This window comes from Rubritalea squalenifaciens DSM 18772 (assembly GCF_900141815.1).
In the GTDB taxonomy this organism is placed as follows: Bacteria; Verrucomicrobiota; Verrucomicrobiia; order Verrucomicrobiales; family Akkermansiaceae; genus Rubritalea; species Rubritalea squalenifaciens.
This window is the reverse complement of record NZ_FQYR01000007.1, coordinates 14,089-37,146: the sequence shown is the minus strand read 5'-3', so window position 1 is coordinate 37,146 and position 23,058 is coordinate 14,089. Positions and strand designations below refer to the sequence as shown.

General features: G+C 46.5%; 21 protein-coding genes. 16 read left to right on the top strand and 5 right to left on the bottom strand.

The features are described from left to right. The first annotated feature begins 8 nt into the window (after window positions 1–8). The 13 genes from BUB27_RS16845 to BUB27_RS16780 all read left to right on the top strand — a co-directional run bounded on the left by BUB27_RS16845 (window position 9) and on the right by BUB27_RS16780 (window position 16,181). Complete coding sequence (locus BUB27_RS16845) at window positions 9–683, top strand: sulfotransferase family 2 domain-containing protein (protein WP_143185059.1); 675 nt, start codon at window positions 9–11, stop codon at window positions 681–683. Window positions 684–747: 64 nt separating this feature from the next. Next, on the top strand, window positions 748–2,031 hold the full coding sequence (locus BUB27_RS16840; protein ID WP_143185058.1) for an oligosaccharide flippase family protein: 1,284 nt from the start codon (window positions 748–750) through the stop codon (window positions 2,029–2,031). Between the two features lie 18 nt (window positions 2,032–2,049). Then, window positions 2,050–2,583, top strand: a complete 534-nt coding sequence (locus BUB27_RS16835; protein WP_143185057.1) for an acyltransferase — start codon at window positions 2,050–2,052, stop codon at window positions 2,581–2,583. A 39-nt stretch (window positions 2,584–2,622) separates the two neighbouring features. Then, a complete protein-coding gene (locus BUB27_RS16830) occupies window positions 2,623–4,047 on the top strand; it encodes an O-antigen polymerase (protein ID WP_268793986.1) in 1,425 nt (474 codons plus the stop codon). A 40-nt stretch (window positions 4,048–4,087) separates the two neighbouring features. Next, window positions 4,088–5,161, top strand: coding sequence for a glycosyltransferase family 4 protein (locus BUB27_RS16825; RefSeq protein WP_143185055.1), 1,074 nt, complete (start codon window positions 4,088–4,090; stop codon window positions 5,159–5,161). 10 nt (window positions 5,162–5,171) lie between these two features. Beyond that, window positions 5,172–6,398: a glycosyltransferase gene (locus BUB27_RS16820; protein ID WP_143185054.1), complete on the top strand. Its 1,227-nt coding sequence runs from the start codon at window positions 5,172–5,174 to the stop codon at window positions 6,396–6,398. Window positions 6,399–6,950: 552 nt separating this feature from the next. Next, complete coding sequence (locus BUB27_RS16810) at window positions 6,951–7,760, top strand: glycosyltransferase family 2 protein (RefSeq protein WP_143185052.1); 810 nt, start codon at window positions 6,951–6,953, stop codon at window positions 7,758–7,760. After that, on the top strand, window positions 7,757–8,509 hold the full coding sequence (locus tag BUB27_RS16805) for a glycosyltransferase family 2 protein (RefSeq protein ID WP_143185051.1): 753 nt from the start codon (window positions 7,757–7,759) through the stop codon (window positions 8,507–8,509). Before BUB27_RS16810 ends, BUB27_RS16805 begins: the two co-directional genes overlap by 4 nt. Window positions 8,510–8,555: 46 nt before the next feature. After that, the gene (locus BUB27_RS16800) at window positions 8,556–8,993 is read left to right on the top strand and encodes a helix-turn-helix domain-containing protein (protein WP_143185050.1); all 438 of its coding nucleotides are present in this window, start codon (window positions 8,556–8,558) and stop codon (window positions 8,991–8,993) included. 354 nt (window positions 8,994–9,347) lie between these two features. Further along, window positions 9,348–10,859, top strand: coding sequence for a tetratricopeptide repeat protein (locus BUB27_RS16795; RefSeq protein ID WP_143185049.1), 1,512 nt, complete (start codon window positions 9,348–9,350; stop codon window positions 10,857–10,859). A 100-nt stretch (window positions 10,860–10,959) separates the two neighbouring features. Next, window positions 10,960–12,654: an exosortase U gene (gene xrtU, locus BUB27_RS16790; protein ID WP_143185048.1), complete on the top strand. Its 1,695-nt coding sequence runs from the start codon at window positions 10,960–10,962 to the stop codon at window positions 12,652–12,654. Window positions 12,655–12,677: 23 nt separating this feature from the next. Then, on the top strand, window positions 12,678–14,357 hold the full coding sequence (locus BUB27_RS16785; protein ID WP_143185047.1) for a tetratricopeptide repeat protein: 1,680 nt from the start codon (window positions 12,678–12,680) through the stop codon (window positions 14,355–14,357). Window positions 14,358–14,687: 330 nt separating this feature from the next. Beyond that, entirely contained in the window at window positions 14,688–16,181 is a 1,494-nt protein-coding gene (locus BUB27_RS16780) for a sugar transferase (RefSeq protein ID WP_159435045.1), read from the top strand. 52 nt (window positions 16,182–16,233) lie between these two features. Here BUB27_RS16780 and BUB27_RS16775 read toward each other — a convergent pair whose 3' ends face one another. From BUB27_RS16775 to BUB27_RS16755, 5 genes are all read right to left on the bottom strand, one after another. Continuing rightward, complete coding sequence (locus tag BUB27_RS16775) at window positions 16,234–17,238, bottom strand: DUF1214 domain-containing protein (RefSeq protein WP_143185045.1); 1,005 nt, start codon at window positions 17,236–17,238, stop codon at window positions 16,234–16,236. Window positions 17,239–17,428: 190 nt separating this feature from the next. Then, entirely contained in the window at window positions 17,429–17,830 is a 402-nt protein-coding gene (locus BUB27_RS16770) for a hypothetical protein (protein ID WP_143185044.1), read from the bottom strand. A 24-nt stretch (window positions 17,831–17,854) separates the two neighbouring features. After that, on the bottom strand, window positions 17,855–18,160 hold the full coding sequence (locus tag BUB27_RS16765) for a hypothetical protein (RefSeq protein WP_143185043.1): 306 nt from the start codon (window positions 18,158–18,160) through the stop codon (window positions 17,855–17,857). A gap of 23 nt (window positions 18,161–18,183) precedes the next feature. After that, on the bottom strand, window positions 18,184–18,474 hold the full coding sequence (locus tag BUB27_RS16760; RefSeq protein WP_143185042.1) for a type II toxin-antitoxin system RelE/ParE family toxin: 291 nt from the start codon (window positions 18,472–18,474) through the stop codon (window positions 18,184–18,186). Further along, window positions 18,471–18,701: an addiction module protein gene (locus BUB27_RS16755; protein ID WP_143185041.1), complete on the bottom strand. Its 231-nt coding sequence runs from the start codon at window positions 18,699–18,701 to the stop codon at window positions 18,471–18,473. Before BUB27_RS16755 ends, BUB27_RS16760 begins: the two co-directional genes overlap by 4 nt. A 362-nt stretch (window positions 18,702–19,063) precedes the next feature. Here BUB27_RS16755 and BUB27_RS16750 point away from each other — a divergent pair, with 362 nt between their 5' ends. From BUB27_RS16750 to BUB27_RS16740, 3 genes are all read left to right on the top strand, one after another. Beyond that, window positions 19,064–20,752, top strand: a complete 1,689-nt coding sequence (locus BUB27_RS16750) for a 30S ribosomal protein S1 (RefSeq protein ID WP_143185040.1) — start codon at window positions 19,064–19,066, stop codon at window positions 20,750–20,752. Between the two features lie 134 nt (window positions 20,753–20,886). Further along, entirely contained in the window at window positions 20,887–21,435 is a 549-nt protein-coding gene (locus BUB27_RS16745; protein WP_143185039.1) for a sigma-70 family RNA polymerase sigma factor, read from the top strand. After that, window positions 21,432–22,997, top strand: coding sequence for a LamG-like jellyroll fold domain-containing protein (locus tag BUB27_RS16740; protein ID WP_143185038.1), 1,566 nt, complete (start codon window positions 21,432–21,434; stop codon window positions 22,995–22,997). Before BUB27_RS16745 ends, BUB27_RS16740 begins: the two co-directional genes overlap by 4 nt. The last annotated feature ends 61 nt before the right edge of the window (window positions 22,998–23,058 follow it).

The following is a 23,058-nucleotide window of genomic DNA, read 5'->3' as shown; positions in this document are numbered from 1 at the left end:
TCGTTCCCATGATTTCACACAAACATAAATGCATTTTCATCCACATTCCTAAATGTGCTGGTACCAGTATTGAGAAGGCTCTGGGCCATTTTGATGGTCATGAGGGCAGGGGGGGACAAGATCATCGAAGTGTTCGTATGATTGAGCAGCCTTTTCCTCAATTCGCTTGTCTGAGAAGTTTTGAAAATATTAAAGATGTATTAAGGCGAATTAAGTATGCTAGACGTAATGACCGTAACCCTAATAACGTTATTACGGCTTCATATCAGCAATATATAGACTACTTTAAGTTTACAGTAGTACGAGATCCTTGGGATAGAGCTTATTCATGGTATAAAAATGCTACACGTGATGAATTGCATCGCAAGCATCTAGGGATAAGTGAGGATATTGAATTTGAAGAGTTTCTGAAACGTTTCATAGGAAGTGGCTTTCTTCGGCCTCAGTTATACTGGCTGAAGAATTTTAAAGGTCAAATCGATATGAATTATATAGCGCGATTTGAAAATCTTGAGGAAGATTATAATCGAATCATAGATCAGTTAGGAGTTGATTTTGTCAAGTTGCCTCATGAACTCAATAGTGGCGAGGTGAATTATAGATCAAGATTTAATAAAGTTACAAAGGAAATAATTGATCGATTCTACCAAGAGGAGATACAGTTTTTAAATTATAAATATTAGGCTGTATTTTGTCGTTATAATATTTGTGACTATTTAGGATGTAAAAAAGTAATTTGCTTAGTAGATGAGGCAATTTCTTGCCAGCTTAAAAAGAAATCAAATCATTAAGAGTTTGATGATTTTGATGAGCGGTTCAGCACTAGCTGAATTAGTAGGTATACTGTGTTCGCCTCTTCTGTCGAGATTGTACACGCCGGAGGAATTTGGTGTGATGGGTTCATTGATGGCAATAGTTGGAGTTCTTTCAATGGTATGTACATTGAAATACGAAATGGCTATAATTTTAGAAAACGATAATTATAAAGCCTATAGGCTGAGACAGCTGTGTATTATTTTGCTGATTTTCGTTTCTTTTCTATTGTCTTGTTGTATATTTTTCTTTCCTGGTTTTGTGGGGAGTTGTGTTAGTGATCAAGCATATTTGTATATAAAATGGGTTGTTCCATTGGTTTTTTTAGTAGGTTTTACTAATGTTCTTAGTTCAGTGTTGAACAGAGAAAGAGACTATAGAGCTATTTCTATTTCTTTAATATATAGACGTGTTGGCCAAACAGTAATTCAACTGATAATGGGTTTTTGTGGAGCCCACGCACTTGGGTTGATTATAGGGAATGTTACAGGAGGAGTAATAGCTTCCATAATTTTATTTGTTGCCAGCAATAAATTTTTTTATAAGGGGAGCAAAGGTGAAGATTCTGTATTGAGCTTAGCTCGAGAATATTATAAATTTCCACTCTATTCTACACCACAGAGTGCTCTTAGTGCTATTTCTACACAGTTACCTGTTTTTGGACTGGGTTATTATTATGGGATCGAAGCAGTCGGTGCATATTGGTTTGCTATTCGAATTTTACAACTGCCTGTTGCCGTTTTTGGTCAGTCACTCAGACAAGTTTTTTATAAAGAAGCTTCTAGTTATAGAGATAATTATTCCAAGGTTTTTTCAATATACAAAAGATTTACTGTAGGCTTGTCTCTTGCTGTTATTGCTCCTGTTTGCCTTATTTTTTTGTATGGGAAATATTTATTTCTTTGGTTTTTCGGAGAAGAATGGCTATTGGCTGGGCAATTTACTGAATGGATGGCGCTGTGGATAGGTGGGGCTTTTGTAAATCCGCCTTCGATGATGTTGTTTACTGTATATCAAGAGCAAAAAAAATTACTGATTTATGATTTTGTATTAGGAGTCGCCAGGTTTGTGAGCTTGTTTTTATTGCCCAGTTTACTTGAAAGCTCAGTATGTGTTATTGCTTATTATTCGTTAATTTCATTATTGTTCTATTTTATTTTGGTGATTTATTGGTGGTGTAAATTAAAAGTCTTGAGTAATCGTGTTAACGTTGGCTGAATATGGAGGTCCTCTGTAATGAAAATTCACCTACTAATTAAATCGTTGTTATATCGTGTGCGATACAAACTAAATCCTATCAAGGCATCCAAGAGCATCGGAGTATCCATAGGTACGGATTGTAGGCTGTGCGGATTGATTGATTGGGGGTCAGAGCCTTATTTAATAAGACTTGGACATCATGTGAGTATAACGAATTCGAAATTCATTACGCATGATGGCGGCGTTTGGGTGTTTAGAGATCGGTACCCAGATTTGGACGTCATCGCTCCAATTAATGTTGGTAGCAATGTATTTATTGGTACAGATTGCATTGTGATGCCTGGCACAGAAATACAAGATAACGTGGTTATTGGTGCAGGAAGCTTGGTTAGAGGTGTACTTGAAGCTAATGGCGTATATGCAGGAGTTCCTGTTAGAAAAATTAAAAACATAGATGATTATCTCGATGCTCTAGGAGATAAAAAGGTTAATACGAAAATGTATTCAAAGAGTGATAAGAGAAACTATCTTCTTAAAAAGTTTTTTGATGGTGATGAAAGCTTATCCTAGATTTGGTTTTAAGTTTATTTAAAATATAACTATATTGTTGTGAGGGTTTATATACAGTTGTTTTACTTTGTTTTGGCTTTAATTCTAAAGCCTGATCTTGTTAGCTCCTTTGATCCGCTTCGTGTTAGTCTTTTAACAGGTCTTACCGTAGCATCGGTTTTGACCGAATGGTGTATTTATGGCCGCCAAAAAAACTTTTTTAGACTCGATGTGTTATTTATTCTGGGCTTTTTCATTGTTCATTTTCAATGGCCTCTGATGTTTTTATTTGGCGTCGAGATGCGAAAGATGAGTGTTGAGGCGTCAATATCGAGTATTAACTATGGAACTTGGTTGTCAGCATTGGGGCTCATTGCGTGGAATGCCGGTTGGGGAGCTTTTACTTTTAAAAAGCAACCTCGCAAACGGATCATTAAAGTAGAGTACAAGAAATTAAAAATAGCATTTGTACTATTATTTGTATTGTTCTTGATTACAGCCGGAAGGGACTATCTAACAGGGGCGATTTACCGAGGTGAGCTTGAGGGGGGGGACTACTCCGGAGCTGCAGGTGGTATTGCTTCCTATATTCAGTTACTTTTAGGTTTAGTATTAGCAGTCCTCTTAGCTTACTTCATGCCAATGTCTGGTGCATATATCAGAAATGGCAGAGGGTGGTGGGGAAAGGTTGATAAGTTTATCCCCATTGCTGTAGCTGGTTATATATTTATGTACTTGGCTGTCGGTGACAGAGGTGGAGCAGTTCAAGCTGCCAGTGTAGTTCTTATATTGTACGGCGTTTTTGTAAAACCCATCACAGCCAAACAATTCATTATTTTAGCTCTAGTGGGGGCATTCGTACTTACAGTGATTGGATGGGGTAGATCTTCGCTTGATGAGAAGGGTAAGAGAAACATTATAGAAGCGGGCATTGAAAAAATTCAAGAAAGAGACGATCAAGGATTCTATATCTATACTCTAACCTTGGCTGACAGTGTCACCTGTTTACATGGGTCTATTGCCGATGTAAACAGCTCAGGAGGTATCTATTGGGGTAAGCTATGGAGAGGAGATATTTTTTCTCTTGTACCTCTATTAGGGAAATACACGATGACTACTTTTGGTTTGAAAAACCATGATGTGAGTTCCTCCGGTAGATTGACATATCTTTCATTTGGTGAGGATTCCAAAATTGGCTCTGGATCTACTATTATTGCTGATTTGTATCACAACTGGGGCACCGCAGGAGTTGTGATATTCATGTTTGCTCTTGGAGTGCTTTATCAACGAGTGACACAAGGTATTGTTAGGCGTGAGGGTTTCAAGTGGGTAGTAATGGCAGCAGCATTAGCAACGGTAGCTTTTTATTCTTCTCGTGCTGGCTATTTGATCTTTCTTCGACCATTGGTATGGACGTATCTCATCGCTAAGTTTTGTACTACTGTAAAAACACTTAGTTCATCCGAGGGAGAGACTGCAAATTAACCAACTGACTAATTATTTTTATATACAGCAGTTTAGCTACATGAAAATTTGTATTCTTATTCCTAGCTTGAAATCAGGTGGAGCTGAGCGAGTCCTCAGTATTCTAGCATCAGAGTTTGTTAAACTGGGGCACGATGTTGATATCGTTTTGACGGCTAGTGATGAAGTCTTTTACGATCTCGCAGAGGAAGTAAATGTACACAAAATTTGTTATCCGTACAAAGGGGCTTTGAGCAAAGTGCACGCTTCTTTTCGTGTAGCTGTTAGAATGCGAAAAGTTATAAAGGAAGTACGACCTGATTGTATTGTATCTTTTCTAGAAAAGTATAATGAGTTGAATCTATTATGCACTCGTTTTCTTAATGTACCAGTGATTGTATCAGATAGAAATAATCCAAGTGCCGATATTTCATCACTAAGGGTGTTTTTTAAAAAAGCGACATATTCATGGGCTCAGGGAGTCGTTGCACAAACTACTAAGTCCAAAGAAACTATTCAGCTACTTCTGAACAATAAATTACCAGTACATGTAATTGAGAATCCGATAAGGGAAGTCATCAGATACCCAAATATTGAAAGGCAAAATGTCATTTTAAATATTGGACGTTTGGTGGAACAGAAAGGGCATGAAGATCTTATACGCGCTTTCGCGCTCTTACCTGATAAAAAATGGAAACTATGTATTCTAGGTGAAGGCTATTTACGCAATTCCTTGGAAGAACTGATATCTCAGATGAATCTTGAGGGGAGGGTAGAGATGCCAGGAACTCAGAGAAACGTTGACGAATATTTCGCCAGATCCTCAATTTTTGTCTTATCCTCATATTTTGAGGGTTTTCCGAACGCATTATGCGAGGCGATGGCTGCTGGTTTGGCCTGTGTATCGACTGACTGTCCTACCGGCCCTAGCGAATTAGTTAATTCTAAATTTAATGGCTTATTAACGGAAGTCGGAAATATAAACGATCTGGCTTGCGCTCTCCGGCAACTTGCGGAAGATGAAGATTTGAGGTCATTATATGGGAGCGAGGCGAGTAAGATTGTTAGTAGACTAGACTCTGAAGAAATCGCGAAACAATGGTTGGATTTTATACAAGAAATTATCCACTGCTAAAACAGATCTAATGATGAAGAAGAAAAAACTATCAACTCTAATTTCATCAGCTTCTCGCAATGCAGGCGGTGTATTCGAGGTCGTCCGGTGTTTGAATAGTAGATTAGATCAATACATCGATAATCAAGTGCTTAGCATCGTTGATGAGTGTATTGATGACGATTTAGATTTGTGGGGTAATACTGAATTAATCCTAGAGAAACACATTGGCCCTCGTAGCCTTTTATTTAGCCCAGGCTTGATTAAAGCCTTACGGAGAGAAAATCCTGACATTGTACACGTCCATGGTATTTGGCAAGGGACATCACTCGCCAGTTTAAAGTACCATAAGGGAAATCAGCGGCCCTATATAATCTCTCCTCACGGAATGCTAGATCCATGGGCAATTCGCAATTCACGGTGGAAAAAGGAAATTGTTGGTAGGTGGTATGAATACGAACATTTAAAATCTGCATCATGCATTCATGCTTTATGTGAATCGGAATATGATTCAATTAGGCAATTTGGTCTTACTAACCCGGTATGTATAATACCTAACGGAATTGATTTACCAAGCTTACCAAGTGTTAGTAGATCTGGAAAAAATGTTCGGAATATAGTTTTCATAGGCAGAATCCATCCTAAAAAGGGGATAAAAGAATTAATTACGGCTTGGTCCAAACAGGCAAAAGAAATTACTGAAAATTGGAACCTGGTAATCGCTGGATGGAGTCAATTAAATCATCAAGATGAATTGATTGAGCTGTGTGATAACTTGGATATCGCTAATCAACAAATGAGTGTTGACGATTTTGTAAGTCAACAATCCAGTATGACTGGAAGTAGTGTCTATTTTGTGGGGCCTGTCTTTGGAGAGCAAAAGAATTCCCTGTTGCAAGTTTCTGATGTTTTTGCGCTTACGAGTTTTAGTGAAGGTCTTCCCATGTCAATATTAGAAGCGTGGTCCTACTGTCTGCCTGTACTAATAACACCTTTCTGTAATCTGCCGGAAGGCAAGCAAGAAGAGGCTGCTATAGAGGTTATATTTGAAAGTGATGTTCCGAATTCCATAGATATTGTGCAAGGCTTGCAAGTAGTAATGGAGATGAGTGATGATGATAGAATTGCTATGGGGATGAGAGGAAGAAAGTTAGTCGAGAATAAATTTACTTGGGATCATATAGCTAAGCAAATGAACTCAGTATATGATTGGTTGCTTGGTAAAACAGAAAAGCCTAAATGCGTTAAAATGAAATAGTGCAACTATGCATCAATCTAATAGATATTCTTACAGTGTTATTTGTTTACGTACAAAGCTTGCGCGCTTGATATGGTTGTGTACGTACCACGTATTATTCAGATTATCTCCGACACTGGGGTGTCAATGGTGGCGTAGATTTTTGTTGCGTGTTTTTGGGGCAAAGTTGTCCAAGGGGGCAAACATATACCCATCAGCAAAAGTTTGGGCGCCTTGGAATTTGGTTATGCATGAAAATAGTTGCCTTGCATCGGGAGTTGATTGTTACAATGTTGCTCTAATCACACTGGGGAATAGCTCCACAGTCAGTCAGAGAAGCTATTTGTGTACCGCTTCTCATGATATCGAAAGCGAAAGTCATCAGTTAATTCATTCTCCGATCACCATCGAGTCAAATGCTTGGGTTTGCGCGGAGGCTTTTGTAGGCCCAGGTGTTACAGTCGGTGAAGGAGCTGTCTTGGCTGCTCGAAGTGTGGCTGTTAGAGATCTAGAGCCGTGGGGTGTCTATGGAGGCAATCCAGCGAAATTCTTAAAGGAAAGGCAGATTAAAAGATGAATGTTTCTGTTCTCATTCTTACCTATAATGAGGAAGTTAATATCCAAGGGTGTCTCGACTCTCTACAATTTTGTGATGATATAGTGATTTTGGATTCTGAGAGCACGGATTCTACTCTGAAAATTGCTCAAGATGCTGGAGCGACAATCCTCACTAGGCCATTCGACAATTATGCAGCCCAGAGAAATTTTGGATTATCCCATGATTTTAAACATGACTGGATCCTTATGTTGGATGCTGATGAGCGTGTGGATGATATGTTTGTTGAGGAAATGGCATCTCTAACTAGGCTAACAAATAACCCTGTGACTCTTTACAGGATGAGACGCAAAGATATGTTTATGGGGAAATGGATAAAGCGTTCGAGTGGATATCCTACCTGGTTTGGGCGATTATTTAAAAAAGGATGTGTTAGGGTAGAGCGTGAGATCAATGAGGAGTATTATACTGATGGAGAGATTGGCCTGATGAAGGAGCACCTCATACATTATCCCTTCAACAAGGGGATAGACTATTGGTTTGAGAGGCATAACCGCTATTCAAGTATGGAGGCCGTTAAATTGGCTGCGGAGCAGCAGTCGAAGATTAGGTGGAAGGACTTCTTGAACCATGATCCAATGCTAAGGCGTAAGGCTTTTAAGGCGTTGGCATATAGGATGCCCATGAGGCCAGCTTTGACATTCTGCTTTCTGTATTTCGTGAAGATGGGTTTTTTAGATGGTAGAGCGGGCTTTCACTTTAGTCTTATGCGCTCGATCTATGAATACATGATCAGCTTGAAGATGAAGGAGGGTCGTATATCATGAAAATCAGTATTATCACAGCGACTTACAACCGCGAAAAAACAGTAGGAGAGGTCTGTGAGTCCATGGCTGCACAGACTTATTCCGATTTGGAGTGGGTAGTCATTGATGGAGGGTCGAAGGATGCCACCTTGGAAGTGCTCAAGCAGGGACAGCGCCAGCCTGATGTCCTCGTCTCTGAGCCCGATAAGGGTATTTATGATGCCCTCAACAAGGGGCTGAAGTTGGCGAGTGGAGAAGTGATAGGTCTCTTGCACTCTGATGACTTTTATCCGACTGAGGATGTGCTTGAAGAGGTCGCGAAGGCTTTTGAGGATCCCAGTGTGGACGCGGTTTACGGTGATCTGGATTATGTATCCTCCGAGAACACTGACAAAATAGTCAGGCACTGGGTGAGTGGGGAGTATGATCGCGAGAACTTCCGCAAGGGATGGATGCCACCCCATCCAGCATTTTACATGAGGCGAAAGTATTACGAGCAACTCGGAGGTTTTCATCTCAAATACAAGATAGCCGCAGATTACGACAGTATGGTGCGTTATCTATGGAAGCATCAGTTGAGAGCCGTCTATCTTCCCAAAGTACTCATGAAAATGCGCACGGGAGGTGCCAGTAACCGCAGCTTGAAAAATATCCTGCAGAAGTCTCAGGAGGATTATCAGGTGATGCGTGAAAATGGACTCGGGCTCAGTACTTTACTGAGGAAGAACCTGTCCAAAATTCCTCAGTTTTTTAAACGACGTGCATCTTAAAGCACGGCTTCACGACTTAAGTATTTTAATGATCTAGAACGAAGATATGGCAAAACGAATTGATACAAAGACGAAGGAGGAGATCATCCGCCTGTCTCAGGAAGGTGTGACCCTGGCTGACATTGCAGAGAAGACGGGAGTGAGTGTTCCCTCGATCTCCAAGATCCGCAAAGAGGCCGGTATCGGCCGCAGCCGAAAGTCCAGTGCTCCGGTAGAGGAGGGGGTGACGACCAGTAAGCAGCTGGAGGCAGCGGTGAAGAAGCTGCTCTGGCCAAGTCTTTCCAAGGTGCAAAAGGCGGCTCCGAAGAATGCCAATGCAATTGCGATTGAGGTCAAGGTTACCGTGGGTTCCCAGTCTTATGGGGTGGAAGAATTGATTGCGGAAGCCTCCAAGGAGGAGCAGCTCAAGCAAAAACAGCAGGAGCTGGAAGAGGCTCGCAAGCGTGTCGCCGCGATTGAGGCTGAAATGCAGTCACTCAAGTAAACTGGTTCTCAGATCCATGCATGGCAGTGAGAGAACTGCCGTGTGTGGAGGTTTCTTGTCGCGACGTCCTATAAACGTTTGAACGACACCCGGCTGTTGATTTGGACGAGATATGATGTAGGTAAACAAGACCTCTCTGTATTTTATCTTTGCTAACTATCATCGTGAAGGTTTAGCTACAGTCTGGTTACGGTGGTTGATACAGCCGCCTAAGATCACACTCTAAGAGAGCTGAGAGCTTAACGTTCAGGCTCGAAAGAGCGCTGTTTCCTCCCCCAAAAAAATGAAACTTACCCTTTCTTCTTTCGTTCAAAACGATTACAGCAAACCCCATCAAACCCTGCCCATTGAGATATGAAGAGACCCCTGAAGAAAATAAAGCGATGGCTTGAGCGCTGGCTCCGTGTCTTGCTGATTGTCATCGTAGTGGGGGGATTCCTGGGCTTTGGGGCGTGGTATGCCCTGACAACTGATGAAAAGCCGGTACAGCAGGATTTCGGTGATGCCCGGGTGTCATCCATTGCGATGGAAGAGGCGACCGTGGCCTACGCGAAAGCTGAGGACCTGATCAAAGAGGGGCAGCCGGCCGAGGCGCGCAAGATCATGCTGCGCTTGGCTCCGCTCGCGGAGGTGGGTAAGAAGGCCGAGGGATATGCCAAGGCTCATCTCTGGCTGGCTAAGGATATGCTGGCTGGTGGTCTGGGAGGATATCTTGAGGTGCTGCCAGTGGAGGGACGCAGTGAACTTAAGCGTGCTGCAGGTGGGCGCTGGGCCTACAACGGGCCGCTGCCTCAGGCGGATTTCATTGAGCAATCCCGCAGGCACCTAGAGGATGCTATCGAGCTGGAGCCTGAATTGGGAGAGGCTGCTAGTCTCTTGGCGGAGCTTTTGGTGGCTTCAAAGCAGCGCAATGAAGCGATTGAGCTCCTGCTGGACAGGGTGTCTGCTCAAAATGCGGATGATCTGAAGATGGGGGTGCTTTTGGCGAATTCGATTGCTTTTACAGGCGATGAACTTGGACTACAGGAGCAGGCTTGGCTGGAGCTGACGACTCTGGGCAGAGAGGTGACCCGAGGAAAGCGCAGTGACCTGAATGCGAGGGTGCGCTATTTGATGCTGATCTATCTCCTGGACAAGCAGGAATTGGCCGATGTAGCCCTGCAGAAATTTGAAGGCGATTTCGGAACGGGCAAGGAAGGTGAGGCGAGAATGGCCCGCCTGAAATCTCTGCATCATTATTTTAGAGCAATCACGCTATTGAATCAGACGAACACGGTGCCTGCTGATGTGGTGGATGAGCTGATCAAGGCCTATGCGGCCCAGCCGGCTGAGAAACACTATGTAGCTGCTCTGGAACTGCTGGCTGAGCGCCATCCGGACCAGAAGGCCAGAATTCTGGAGGTGCTGAAGAACACCTCAACCAGCCGTATCCAAGAGATGGGGGCCGCAGGACTGAGCTGGTGTCTGGTGATGGCTCAGCTCTTTCCTGAAAAGAGCACGGAATATTTGACGATGGCACATCAATTGAAGCCAGGGAATCCCGAGGTACTGACCGCTCTCTTGCAAGAGGCGCTGAGAGAGGGAAGTCAGATCGATGGTCCAAGTTTAGCGAAAGAGGCTCAGCTGGTGTTGGACAGCAAGTCCCAGACTGGAGCCCGCAAGATGAGACTGGAGTTGGCACTCGGGGAGTTGGCTTGGAAAGAAGGAAAATCTGACGAAGCCCTGCAAATGCTGGAGCGAGCACTGGTGGGGAAGGTTTATGCCTCTGAAGCGGAAATCCAGAAAATCCATCGCTTGCTCGCGACTATCTACAAAAGCCACGGGGAGCTAGCCTTGGCTTCGACTCACGAAAAGATGATCCGCTAAGTGGTCCACCTAAAGTTTCTCTCTTCGCTCATCCTCAGTATTCTACAGCAAGTCTAGATTACTCATCGTCAGGAGATAACGGCTTTATCATTCTAATACCATGACAACACAGGAAACTTCCATAGCTCAAGACAGCGCGTCCAGCAGGCGAGGCCTGATCTGGCCGTGGCTGGTGACCTTTGCCATTCTGGGCGTCTTGAGTCCGCTACTCTCAGAGCACTTTGGAATTCTGTGGGGCAGGGTTCACTACCGTTGGTGTGCGATTCTGGTGGTATGGGTGGTCGTTTCTCTCTGGCTGCAGTGGCGCCAGGCTGAGAAGCCGGAGCGAGTGGCTCCCACGTGGATCTCTGTGATAGGTTATCTGGCTGTATTTATTCAAATCGGGGTGGCCTACCTTTACTTTACAGGTTGGGTGGCGATTGTTGCGGCGATCTGTACGGTGGGGCTTTTGGTTCTGCATTTGAGCCGACAGAGGCGTATGCTGCACGCCTTCGGTACCTGGGCCTTGCTCTTTCTCTTGGTGCGTCTTCCGAACCAACTGGAAGGGCGTCTGCTCCGCGTATTTGAGGAGCTAAGTTCGAGGATAGGATCTGCTATTCTTGAGTGGCGAGGAGTCTACCACGTCTCCCAGGCTAGTGAAATGGTGCTGGATGCGGCCGTGGTGGATATCAGAATCATTTGTAATGGCTTCTACTCCATCTACATGATGGTCTTCATGGCAGCGCTCTATGTCGTGTGGAAGCAAAGACCTCTGCTGTATGCGCTCTGTGTGCTCGCCAGCAGTACCTTGGTCGCCGCTGTTGTGAATGGTATCCGAGTCGCCGTGGTGTGTATGATTACCAATGCTACCGAGGTGAATATCATGGAGACCGGATGGCTCTGGCTCTTGCTGGCCGTGTCTCTGGCATTAAGTTTCCTCTTGCTACTGAGCTTTGATGCCTTCTTTGGGTTTTTCTTTGCCGAAGTGGAAGAGGAGCGCGCTCAGAAAAATCTTCTGGTGCGTGGCTGGAATCATCTCTGCCATTTTGGTGCGCGCTCATTGACCAAAATCTTCAAGGCCAAGGGCGTTGAGGCCAGCGGTGGTCGCTGGCTCCCGGTGGCGGTTTTCTCAGGCCTGCTGGTGATGGCAGGCTTTGCGGGCTCTATTCTATACTACGAATGGACGGCTGAGGGTGAGGGGAGAACGAAATTCATGCACAGCAGGGATGAGCTCAAAGTGATCGATCAAGAGAGTATCACCTTTGAACGCCCAGGCTGGCAAGTACTGGAAAAGACCTATGAGGAGCGTGAGTTTGCTAGCATCTGGGGACAGTTTTCTCTCATTTGGAAGCTCAAGTATGAGGATCTGTTCGTCATCGTGGCTTTGGATTATCCCTTCGATAAGTGGCACGACGTGAAGGTTTGCTACTCCAACGAAGGCTGGAAGATCGATGAGGAACGTCTGACCGACCTGCCATCCTACAATGGCTGGGGAGCATCCGAAACGGAGATGAGTCTGCCGACTGGAGACTATGGATTCATCATGTGTAGTCACCTGTCCCATATTGGCGAGCCAGTGCAGGCCAAGCCGACTGCCCACCAGTTTGATATGGTGCTCTACTACCTGCACCCGAAGCAATGGAAGGCTCCATATGGTACTTCTGTGAACAAGGATAAGAACACGTTCTACCAGTGCCAGGTCATGGTGAGAAGTAGTTTCCCGCTGAGCGAAGAGCAGAGGGAAGAGGTACGCCAAATGTACGGGGACTTCCGTAATCAGGTGAAGCAGCAAATCGAGCAAATGCCGACACCATGAGGAACCCGTATCACACCAGAGGCATGCGCCGTCTGCGACGCGAGTGGAAGATCATTTATCCACTGGCCGCGCTTCTACGTTTGCCCGAGTACCTATACTGGTGTCTTCAGCGTGGAGGTGAGTGGCTAGGTGACAAGATGGCTCAGATCCATTGGACCCGAGGGCCGATGGCACCAGTCGCAGGGGTCTTTCGATTTATAGGCTATTGGTTTCGCTCTCGTCCCTACGGTAAGCTAGTCTTTGCGCTGCCGATCTTGCTAGGTATCTTGGCGGTATCGAGTATCTACTTTATTAGCGTGAACCGTAACCGCGGTGGTAGCGAAGAGAAATACTATGAGAACGCCAACGAGGCTCTGACTGGCGGTGATTACAAGAAGGCCGATTTCCTTTTCGCCAAGGTGCTGCATTACCGTCGTTACAAGGATGATCCACAGGTGCTCTACCGCGCAATGGTAGCAGCTTATGCTAATGGAAACTTTTTCCGATTCAATGATCTCCGGGTAAGATTGGTCGGTGAGCTGAATTACGAGCCGGCCAAGGCATGGTACGTATCCACGATGATGCAGCGCCTAAATCCAAACGATCAGCAGCTCACCAACGAACTCATGAAGATCTGCCTGGAGATGGTGGAATCTGGTGAGACGGCTAGCTGGGGGAGTGCCTGGCGAGTGAGGCTGGCTAAACTCTACCAAAGATTAGGACGTGTGGACGATGCCATCGACCTGCTGGAAGATGTGAACTCTCCCACGGTGGAAGAGCGGTCTCAACTCAGTGTTCTCTATGTGCTGGACGATCAACGTCAAGAGGCCAAGAAGAATCTGGAGGCGACTCTGGCGCAGATTGCGCGTGAGGATCCGATGTTTGAAACCTACCTGTCGCACTGGGCTGAATGTAAGGTGGTACTGGCCTCACAAACCGATACCGTAGAGGATGCGGTGAAGCATCTTGAGGATGCTTTGCTGATGGTGGCTAAAGAAAAGAACAAGGCTGATGCCAATATTGCTTTGCTCGATGAATGGTATTCAGGTCTTCAGGTGAAACTGATCCTGGAGTATTCTCGTCAGACTGATGGCAAGTCACTGGTGTATCAGTGTGCGGAGGAAGCGATTTCTGGTACGAGCATCCATCCCTTTGTGGGAGGGATGGTCAATGACTTGGCGGATGAGAACTCCGAGCTTTCATTCCGACTTGGTAATTTGGATGCTTCGGTGGCTGAGTATGGTGGTGCGATTTCCCATCTGGCCTTGAGCTTAAGGTCATGGGATCAAGGAGATTTCGAACAGGCCAGGAGACATATGCAGGTAGCTAAGTGGCTACATCCCAAAAATATGGTCACGGTATTGCACTTGGCGACTCTCGACCGTGTGAAGAGGGCCAGGGCGAAGGATGCCGAGCGAGTCTTCCGTGGTACGGAAGAGTCTGAGATTTCCAAAGTTCATCGCTTGTTCGAGGAGCAGGTCAGGATTGATCCAAGCAGGGAAGCGGATGTGATGATCGAGCGCGCCAGGTTGTATGCTGCGGACGAGAGCTGGCAGGAGATCGTGGCGATGATGGATTCACATGTAGGTGACTGGGAGCCTGATGATGCGGAGATTGGTTACCGGATCCTGATTCAGGCCAGCCAGGCTCAGGGGAAAATGGTCGATGTGGAGAAATACCGCACCGAGCTGGAAAGTTTGGACAAGCTCTCAAGGAAACGCTGATGCGCTCGGATGCGTCTGTGAAGCTGCCGATATTTCGGCTTTGTTGATCACTGATGACTTTGAATATTGTAAGAAGTGTGGATAAGTCTTGAAATCCATCAGAACTAGGGGCAAGTTCTGCGCATCCCAAAGGTTGCAGCTACCCCAAGATTCAACTGATTCACTATCAAGGGCCAAGGCCTGAGAGTGAGTATCACTGCACAACATCCTCAGGAAGCGATTGATGTAATGATGTAGCCACATCTCATAGAGATTATGAGGTGTATCGCTCAGCTCAAAACATTGATTCGACGGGTAAACCAGGGCGACTTTGCACAGAAAGTTGCTATCATGAGTAAACAGAACATTAGCGAAGAACCGGTAAAGAGGGCCAGCCACGGCTCGATCTTTTCCGAATGCGGTACAGAGAGTCATAAACCTCTGCACTGGAAGAGGCATTTGGTCATTCAGATGTATCCCTATGTGCTGTTTTTGATCGATGCTCTGCTCGTTTGTCTAGTTTTCGGTCTCTTTGTAGCGATGCGCTATGATGTGTCTCTGATGGATGCGGTAAGCCGCCGAGTACTATTAGCGATCGCAGTGCCGAGCTTTTTTGGTCTGTTTGTGGCTGGGGGCTACAGTTATTCGACAGACAAGGCCAAGTACCGCTTTTTGAGTGAGTACATCATCATGGCTACGGCGGTATTTGTCGTGGCCTTTGGTCTGATCTATGCGGTGGTTGCCTATGGGGTGCCGCTCAGATCCTCGCGCATCATCGTGGCAGGTACTTTGGTGATTTTTCCTTTATGCGCCATGGTGTACCGGATCATGCTGACCAAACTCCAGCGCTATTACGAGCAAGGGAATGTGGTTTGTATCATCGGTGCTGGAGATAGAGCGAAGGATGTCTACAAGAGACTCAAGGCTGAAGGGACGAGACATGATTATGTGGTTCTCAGCATGGATGATCACCGAATCGGGAAGAAGTTTATCCCAGAAGCTGAGGATTCCCCGATAGTGGAGAACTTTGATGTTCTGGAGACCCACTCCTCGATTCGTAAGAAGTACGTTGAAGCTTATGTGGTGGCGGCGGACATGAATGAGCTTCCTGATGAGGTGAGTCGGAAATTGGTAGTGTCTTTCTTTAACAACAACCGAGTCTATTCCTACGAGCACTATCTGGAGCACCAATTTAGGATCATTCCTCCCGGACAACTTTCAGTGAGTTGGCCGCTGCAAGAGGGCTTCAGGCTTAGCCGTAGCATGACCTATGACCGCATGAAGCGGGCAGGCGATATCGTGGCTTCTTTGATTGGGATCGTGCTGGCTGCACCAGTCCTGATCGGCACGGCGATAGCGGTCAAGGTGACCAGCCCAGGTCCGATCATTTTCAAGCAGGCTCGTACAGGTCTGCGCGAGAAGCCATTCATGATCTACAAGTTTAGGTCCATGACTGTAGGCTCCGAGAAAGGCTCTAAGTATACTTCTCCTGACGATGTGCGGTTTACCCCGATTGGGAAATTCATCCGTAAGACGAGACTGGATGAGCTTCCACAGCTTTGGAATGTACTGAAAGGGGACTTGAGCCTGATCGGTCCAAGGGCCGAATGGGTGGATCTAGTCGAGCGCTACGAGGCAATTTTCCCGTATTATCATTTCCGTCATGCAGTGAAGCCGGGCATCACAGGCTGGGCTCAGGTCAACTATTCCTACGGAGCAAGCAACGAGGATACTCTGGAGAAGCTCTATTATGATCTCTACTACGTCCGTCGCTATTCCTTGGCGCTCGACGTGGCGATCGTCATCAAGACCGTCTACATGATGGTATTTGGTCGAGGCCAGTAGTGGGCAGCCTGCGTAATGGGGGGATACGCCTCTCGTCAGAAACAGATCTTTGCTATTTGGTCACTTCCTCAACATCAGGTAGCTTGTACACTCGGTTGATGACAGATTCGCCGGGACGGTACACGCGCATGAGGAAATTCCATCCTTCTGTGATGTCTAGCCTGTTCGGTTTGTCTCCGCAGTTTTCTTTTGAGCCAAAATATACGGTAAATGTACCATCGTCGTTAAGCGTCACATTGCGATCATTAACGATGTTGTTATCTGACTTCATAAAACCGTCTTTACCATATACGGTGATGGACCAAAATGCGTTGTTTTCAGGGACTTTATAAGTTGCCTTGTAGCATTTGTTGGGATCTGACGGGCCTGTGTAGTTGATATATACAGCATCTTTCTCGGGAAATAAGCCCCACGCCCCAGCTACGCCAAGATGGCGTGTTTTTTCATCAGCTTCTCCTCTTGGTCCCATCCAGCCGGGCTCGTATTGATTATATTTTTGGAATTCTTTTTCGTATTCCGCTCTGAGTGCCAGCATGGAGTCTTTGTCCCATTTTGGAGTAGGGAAGGGGTCTGCACTGGAAGCCGTGATCTTAATACTTTTCTGTAGTTGGTTGACCAATTCCACATCTTTTTCATCAGAGGAGTCCATAAGTTGGATTCTTTGGATGAGTGTCACATACTTTGTATCGTCTGGTATTTTGTGGGTGCCTGGTTCATAGAAGACGGCGGCTGCATAATGGTCATTGTCAATGACGTATACTGAGAAGTAGCGGTCATCTGGAAACTCAGGAATGGTGACCGTGGCGCCTCCCTCAGTATCCACAACGGAGCCGGCATAGAGAGTGTCCTTGTTCATGCGGACAACACTTTGCTGGTCCAGAGGAGTGGGTTTTGTAATGTAGAAAAAGCTGTTTATTTTTCCTCCAGCATTCTTCTGGAAATCCGCGAAGGCAAAGTCTGTCTCGGCTCTGATATAATTTTCGGCGGTTACTTTTTCTTCTGCTTGCAAGCTATAAATAGAGAGCAAGGCGATGGCATATGTTGGGATAGCTTTCATAATGATATACGACACGTGATTGCTGTTCTTGTGACAGCAAGTGTCTTATTTTAAGCTATCAATGATTTTGTGTCAATGCGACGGAGTTACGTGGTTTGCTTAGGCCAGAGGGTCAACATTTGATGTATTTTCTTCCAGTCTACGCCTATATTGCGGAAAAGTTGTTAGCCCTGCTTCAGTGTGCTAGGTACTATCCTGCGCTTTTTTTGCCTGTTAGGATCTCTCTGAATTTTGGGTAGGCGTAGCAGAGCATGATGCAGAGGACAATGCCGGGGAAGATGACGCAGATCCAGACTGATGCTTCGACATAGCTCCATCCGATGGTTTGGAAAGATTTCAGGAAGATCACGGATTGGTCGAAGAGCCGGTCTGAAAATGACTCAAAGTCCGGGATGAGGAATAGGCCCGTAATGACTGCTGCAATGTAGGTGATTTTAAGGATATGTTTTTTCCAAATTTTGTCCGCGAGCGCTACATAGATAAAGGGAAGAACGATGTAGTAGGTAATGATATTTATCTCATTGTAAGTGAACCCGGTAAGTTCAGAGATTCCTTTTAGAATAAGGTAGACGATGTGGAAGAGCCCGGACATGCAGTGGAAGTGTCTGCAAGAGGCTTATTCAGCCTCGTTGACAAAGCCGTAGCTGCTGAAGATGTAGGCTTGCTCGCCGGAGAGCACGGTTTCGTAGGCTTGGCGGTTTTCCTTACTTGGCTGGAATCCTTCCTCGGGAATGATCGTGTGATCGGTCATCTCGTCGATGTTCCAGTGTTTGGCATGAATGTTGGCGCGAGCCATATTGTCAGCGGCGATGTGGTTTGCTGCGTCTACGCTTGGGATCCAGGCGGCGACATAAGCTCCCTCGATAGTGCCGTGTTGTTCGTGCTCTTTAGTGGGGGTGGCGTGGTAGGTGAGGATGTACATGTTAGGAATGTGTGTTAGTGAAATCAGATTCTTTTGTGCCAATAGTTAGGCTTTCTGTGGTTCGATGCTAGGGCTATGATAACGATGGTTTCATCGCGGATAACGTAGGCAATGTAGTAGGGGGAAATGGGAGAGTTAACCCGGCGGTATCCACCCTTCCTCTCCCTCCATAGTAGTGGGGCAGATGATACGGTTTCCAGTAGAAAGGCAACCTCGTCACGTAGGCGAAGTCCCAGACCTTGGTCCATGGATTCATAGTAGCCAATGGCGTCCAGAAAGTCCTCCCGAGCTTCCGAGATGAATTCTATTCTCATTGTGCAAACTGCTCGTCGATAGCTTGGAAGACATCGGAGGCGGAGTGGCACTCAGTGGAGTTTGCGTCAAGGCGCTCGATCCTCTCAAGAATCTCTGCGTTCCACAGGTTCTTGACGTCCGAGTTTTCGGGCAGTTCTGATTTTTCAAGGATGCGGTGAATCAAAGAAACACGTTGGTCCTTGGGTAATCTGAGTACCTCGTTTTCGAGTTCGGAGAGTGTCGCCATACTTCGGATATTAGCTCTGGATTTGAAAATCTCCAGCTAATTTCTCCTATGTGCGAGGGGGATTGGCTGTCGTAAACTATGGATAACTTAAAGAAAATTTGAGCTTTCTTCAGCATGGATACGACACTCTGGTGGCTTGGGAGCGAGGGGATAGGCGGTTTTGGCGCTAAAAATGGGCAAAATAGTGCTCAAAAGCGGTGATTCTGCTTGCTATAAGGGGGCAGGTGACTAGATTGCCCGTCCCCGCAAGGGGTACTTTTCTTCCAGTTGACCGGTGGTTGGAGCCCCGGTGCCGGTCAGCGATTCTGGGGCAATGCAGGAAGGAAATATAAACCAAGGAACTTAACCTTAACAACAAACAAATGAGCATTAATGCTGAACTCTCGGACTTGATCGATTCCAAGTTCCGTGAATTTAAAGAAGGTACCATCGTTAATGGTACTATTATTGATATCCGCCCACAGGTCGTTCTTGTCGACATCGGCTACAAGTCCGAAGGCGCAATCCCATCCTCCGAGTTCGAAGACGATGAAATCGAAGTAGGTGACGGTGTGGAAGTTCTCCTCATGAAGCTTGAGGATGACAATGGTATGGTTGTTCTCTCCAAAGAAAAGGCTGCTCACAAGCAGAACTGGGAGAAGATCGTCAAAGTTTACGAAGACGGTGGTCTTGTCAAAGGCAAGGTCAAGAGTGTGGTCAAGGGGGGCCTCATGGTCAACGTTGGCGTGGAAGCATTCCTTCCAGGTTCCCAGGTGGACATCATCCCACCAAAAGACCTCGGCGAGTACGTTGGTAAAATTTTCGAATTCAAGATCGTTAAAGTTAACGACGAGCGTAAGAATATCGTTCTTTCCCGCCGTGAAGTTATCGAAGCTGAGCGCGCTGAAATGCGTCAGCAGTTCCTTCAGACTGTGAAGGTTGGCGACAAGGTCGAAGGTGTTGTGAAGAACATCACAGACTTCGGTGCATTCGTTGATCTCCAGGGTATGGACGGTCTCCTTCACATCACAGACATGAGCTGGGGCCGTATCTCTCACCCATCCGAGATGCTCCACATCGGTCAGGCACTCGACGTGCAGATCCTCGACGTAGATCGTGACAAGGAGCGTGTTTCCCTTGGTCTCAAGCAGATGACTGAGAACCCATGGGAAGACATCGAAGCCAAGTTCCCAATGGGCCAGCGCGTCAAGGGCAAGGTTACCAAGCTTCTTCCTTACGGTGCTTTCGTGGAAATCGAGAAGGGTGTCGAAGGTCTCGTACACGTTTCCGAACTTTCCTGGGTCAAGCGCATCACACGTCCATCCGACGTTCTCGAACTCGACCAAGAGATCGAAGCAGTTGTTCTCGGTATCTCCATCGAAGAGCAGAAGATCTCCCTCGGCGTACGCCAGCTCGAAGAGAACCCATGGGACGAGATCGAAGCTCGCTACCCAATCGGTCAGCGCATCACCGGTACTGTGCGTAACCTCACTACTTACGGTGCATTCGTAGGTCTCGAGGAAGGCATCGACGGTATGATCCACGTTTCTGATCTTTCCTGGACACGCAAGATCAACCACCCATCTGAAGTCCTCAAGAAGGGCGACGAAGTTGAGGCAGTTGTTCTTAGCATCGACAAGGAGAACCAGCGTGTATCTCTCGGCGTGAAGCAAGCTGAGAACGATCCATGGTCCGACATCGACGACAAGTTCAAGGTTGGTGACCTCGTTAAGGGTCAGGTTGCTAAGATCGCATCCTTCGGTGCTTTCGTGAACCTGCAGGACGACATCGACGGTCTCATCCACATTTCCCAGCTGAGCGAAGATCACGTAGAGCGCGTGAAAGACGTTCTCAAGGTTGGCGACGACGTGGAAGCCCGCGTTATCAAGGTGGACAAAGTCGAGCGCCGCATCGGTCTTTCCATCAAGGCTGTCGAGTACAGCGAAGAGCAACTCCGCAAGGAGTCCCAGTCCTTCGAGACACTCAAGCCTTCCAGCGAAATGGTTGGTCTCGAGCAGGCCTTCAACCTCGCCTCCGGTGGTGGCGAAGAGTGGAGCCCATCCGAAGACTAATTCCTCTCGCTACAGAGAAGATTCAAAACAAAGCCTCACGGGAAACCGTGGGGCTTTTTTTGTGTCCAGTAGGTTCGCTGGCGAAAGTAAGATTAAATTGTAACCTTAGCTTGAGAGGTGTTATCTCTTAGGTGATGGAGAATGCTTCCCGAGATCCTGAAAGCGAGTTCGTTCATCTGCTGGTAAATCACCAGTCGATGATCCGGGCTTTTGTGATTTCGTTGCTACCAGGAGCTCCGGAGGTGGATGATGTGATCCAGAACACGAATGAGGTACTGTGGCGCAAGAAGGATGAATTTGAGCTAGGCACTAACTTTAAAGCTTGGGCTTTATCGATAGCTCGGTTCCAAGTCATGGCTCAGCAGCAGAAAGTAAGACGCAGTAAATGCGTGATGCTAGATGACGATGTGCTGGACATGCTTGCGGAGGAGGCATCTGGCCTGGATGAGCAGAATTTGAATCGTAAAATGGCAGACCTGCAGGACTGTATCGGGCGCCTGTCGATCAAAGATCAGGAGTTGATATTACACCGCTATTGGAAGAAGGCTGGACTGTCAGATTACGCTAGGGCGACCAAGAGAAGTGTAGGTGCCCTGAAAGTAGCTTTACACCGTATCAGGGGAAGTTTGAAGACTTGTATGGAGATCAAGCAAAGCTTAGTAGCAGGGAAGGTAAACTCATGAGGCCTGCAGAAATTAAAAAGAATGAGCGTGCCGAAGAATTAATCCAAGAGCTTGAGGACGGTACGATCAGTGAGGCTGGTCACCAAGAGCTTATGGAGATTCTCCGCAATGATTCAGCAGTACGTCTGCTGTATCTGGAGCATATGCAGCTCGTGTCCTTGTTGAAGCAAACTGCCGAAGATCGTGTCAAGTTAGGGACTATGCCAGTGAGCCCGGATATGGTCTTGGCCGAGCGCAAGAAAGGGGCTCTGAAGTCCGTAGTTTATGGATTGGCGGCTATGCTGCTAATAGGTCTCGCGGCTTTACTGGTAAAGACTCAGTTCATACCAGCTCCTCCCAGCGAGGATGTGATAGCTTTTGAGTATTCTAACCATGCTTCTCTATCTGTTAGCTATGACGGGAAAGATCTTTCGCCTCAAGATCAGCTCAAGGTGGGATATCAAGTGACTTTGCGTCATGGGCTAGTAAGATTTACTTTTCCAAATGGTGTGCAAGCTATAGTGGAGGGTCCGAGCAAGTTGAAGGTGTTGAGTGACACGTCTGTGCAAATGAAGGAGGGCTTGGCCTGGTTCAAAGTTCCCCCTGAGGGTGTGGGTTTCAAGGTGGTAACAGAAACAATGGTTGTGGAGGACTTAGGCACTGAGTTTGGTGTCTGGTTTGATTCAGACGGATTTGAGCAGGTACATGTCGGCAAAGGGAAGGTGCGTGTTTTCTACAAAGAAGAGAGTGAAATCTTGCTAGAAGGCCAGGCTGTCAAAGTTAGCCCGTTAGGCGGAATGCTGGAGCAGGATTTTCAAGTTCAGAATTTTAGGAAAGCCTTTGACCGTGATCTGCCCTACATGCACTGGAGTTTTGATAAGCTGGATGATGGAGCATTTGCTGCTGAAGGGAATATAAGTGAGCGTGAGCCTGAACTTGCTCGTCTTGAACTCAAGAAGTTGTTTGGAGAGCAAGTTGATGACGAGGCGTCTTATGTTGCTGCCGGCCGATTCGGTAGTTGCTTTTCCCTGAATGGTGATGGGGTATATGGAGAGACGCAGTTGAAGGCGATTGGAGGTAATACGCCCCGTACCATCGCGGCTTGGGTCAGACACCGTGGTGATAGCTATGGATTAGGTGGGCGCACTCCATACTGCAGTTGGGGTAAGCGTGAGAGTGGCAGATTATGGAAAGTATTCTTGGAAAAAGGTGACAATGATTTGAGACTCTTTACGTCAGCGATGCATAGTGCTGTGTATTCACCGCTGGGTAGTAGGGGTATAGATGGGAAGTGGATTCATATAGCTAGTGTCTATACAGGCAAGGTTAGGCAAGATGGGTTTCCTGAGGTTTATCATTACGTGAATGGAGAGCTCTTGTATCCCAAATCGTTCGAGAAAAAAACGGAGATCAATACAGATGTTGCTTCTGCGGGTGCTATGCCTTTGAGGGTTGGGGCGGCAATAGAAAACAAAGAAGGAGCCCAATCTGTGGACGGAGACATAGACGAACTTTATATTTTTCGCGGTGTCCTTAGTGAGACGCAAATCCAGAAGCTGATGCTTGAAAATAAATTCGAGTAGCAGACTAACCTACTGATTTCAGGGTTATTAGGTAATAGGTGAACACGTTGATGAGTTAACT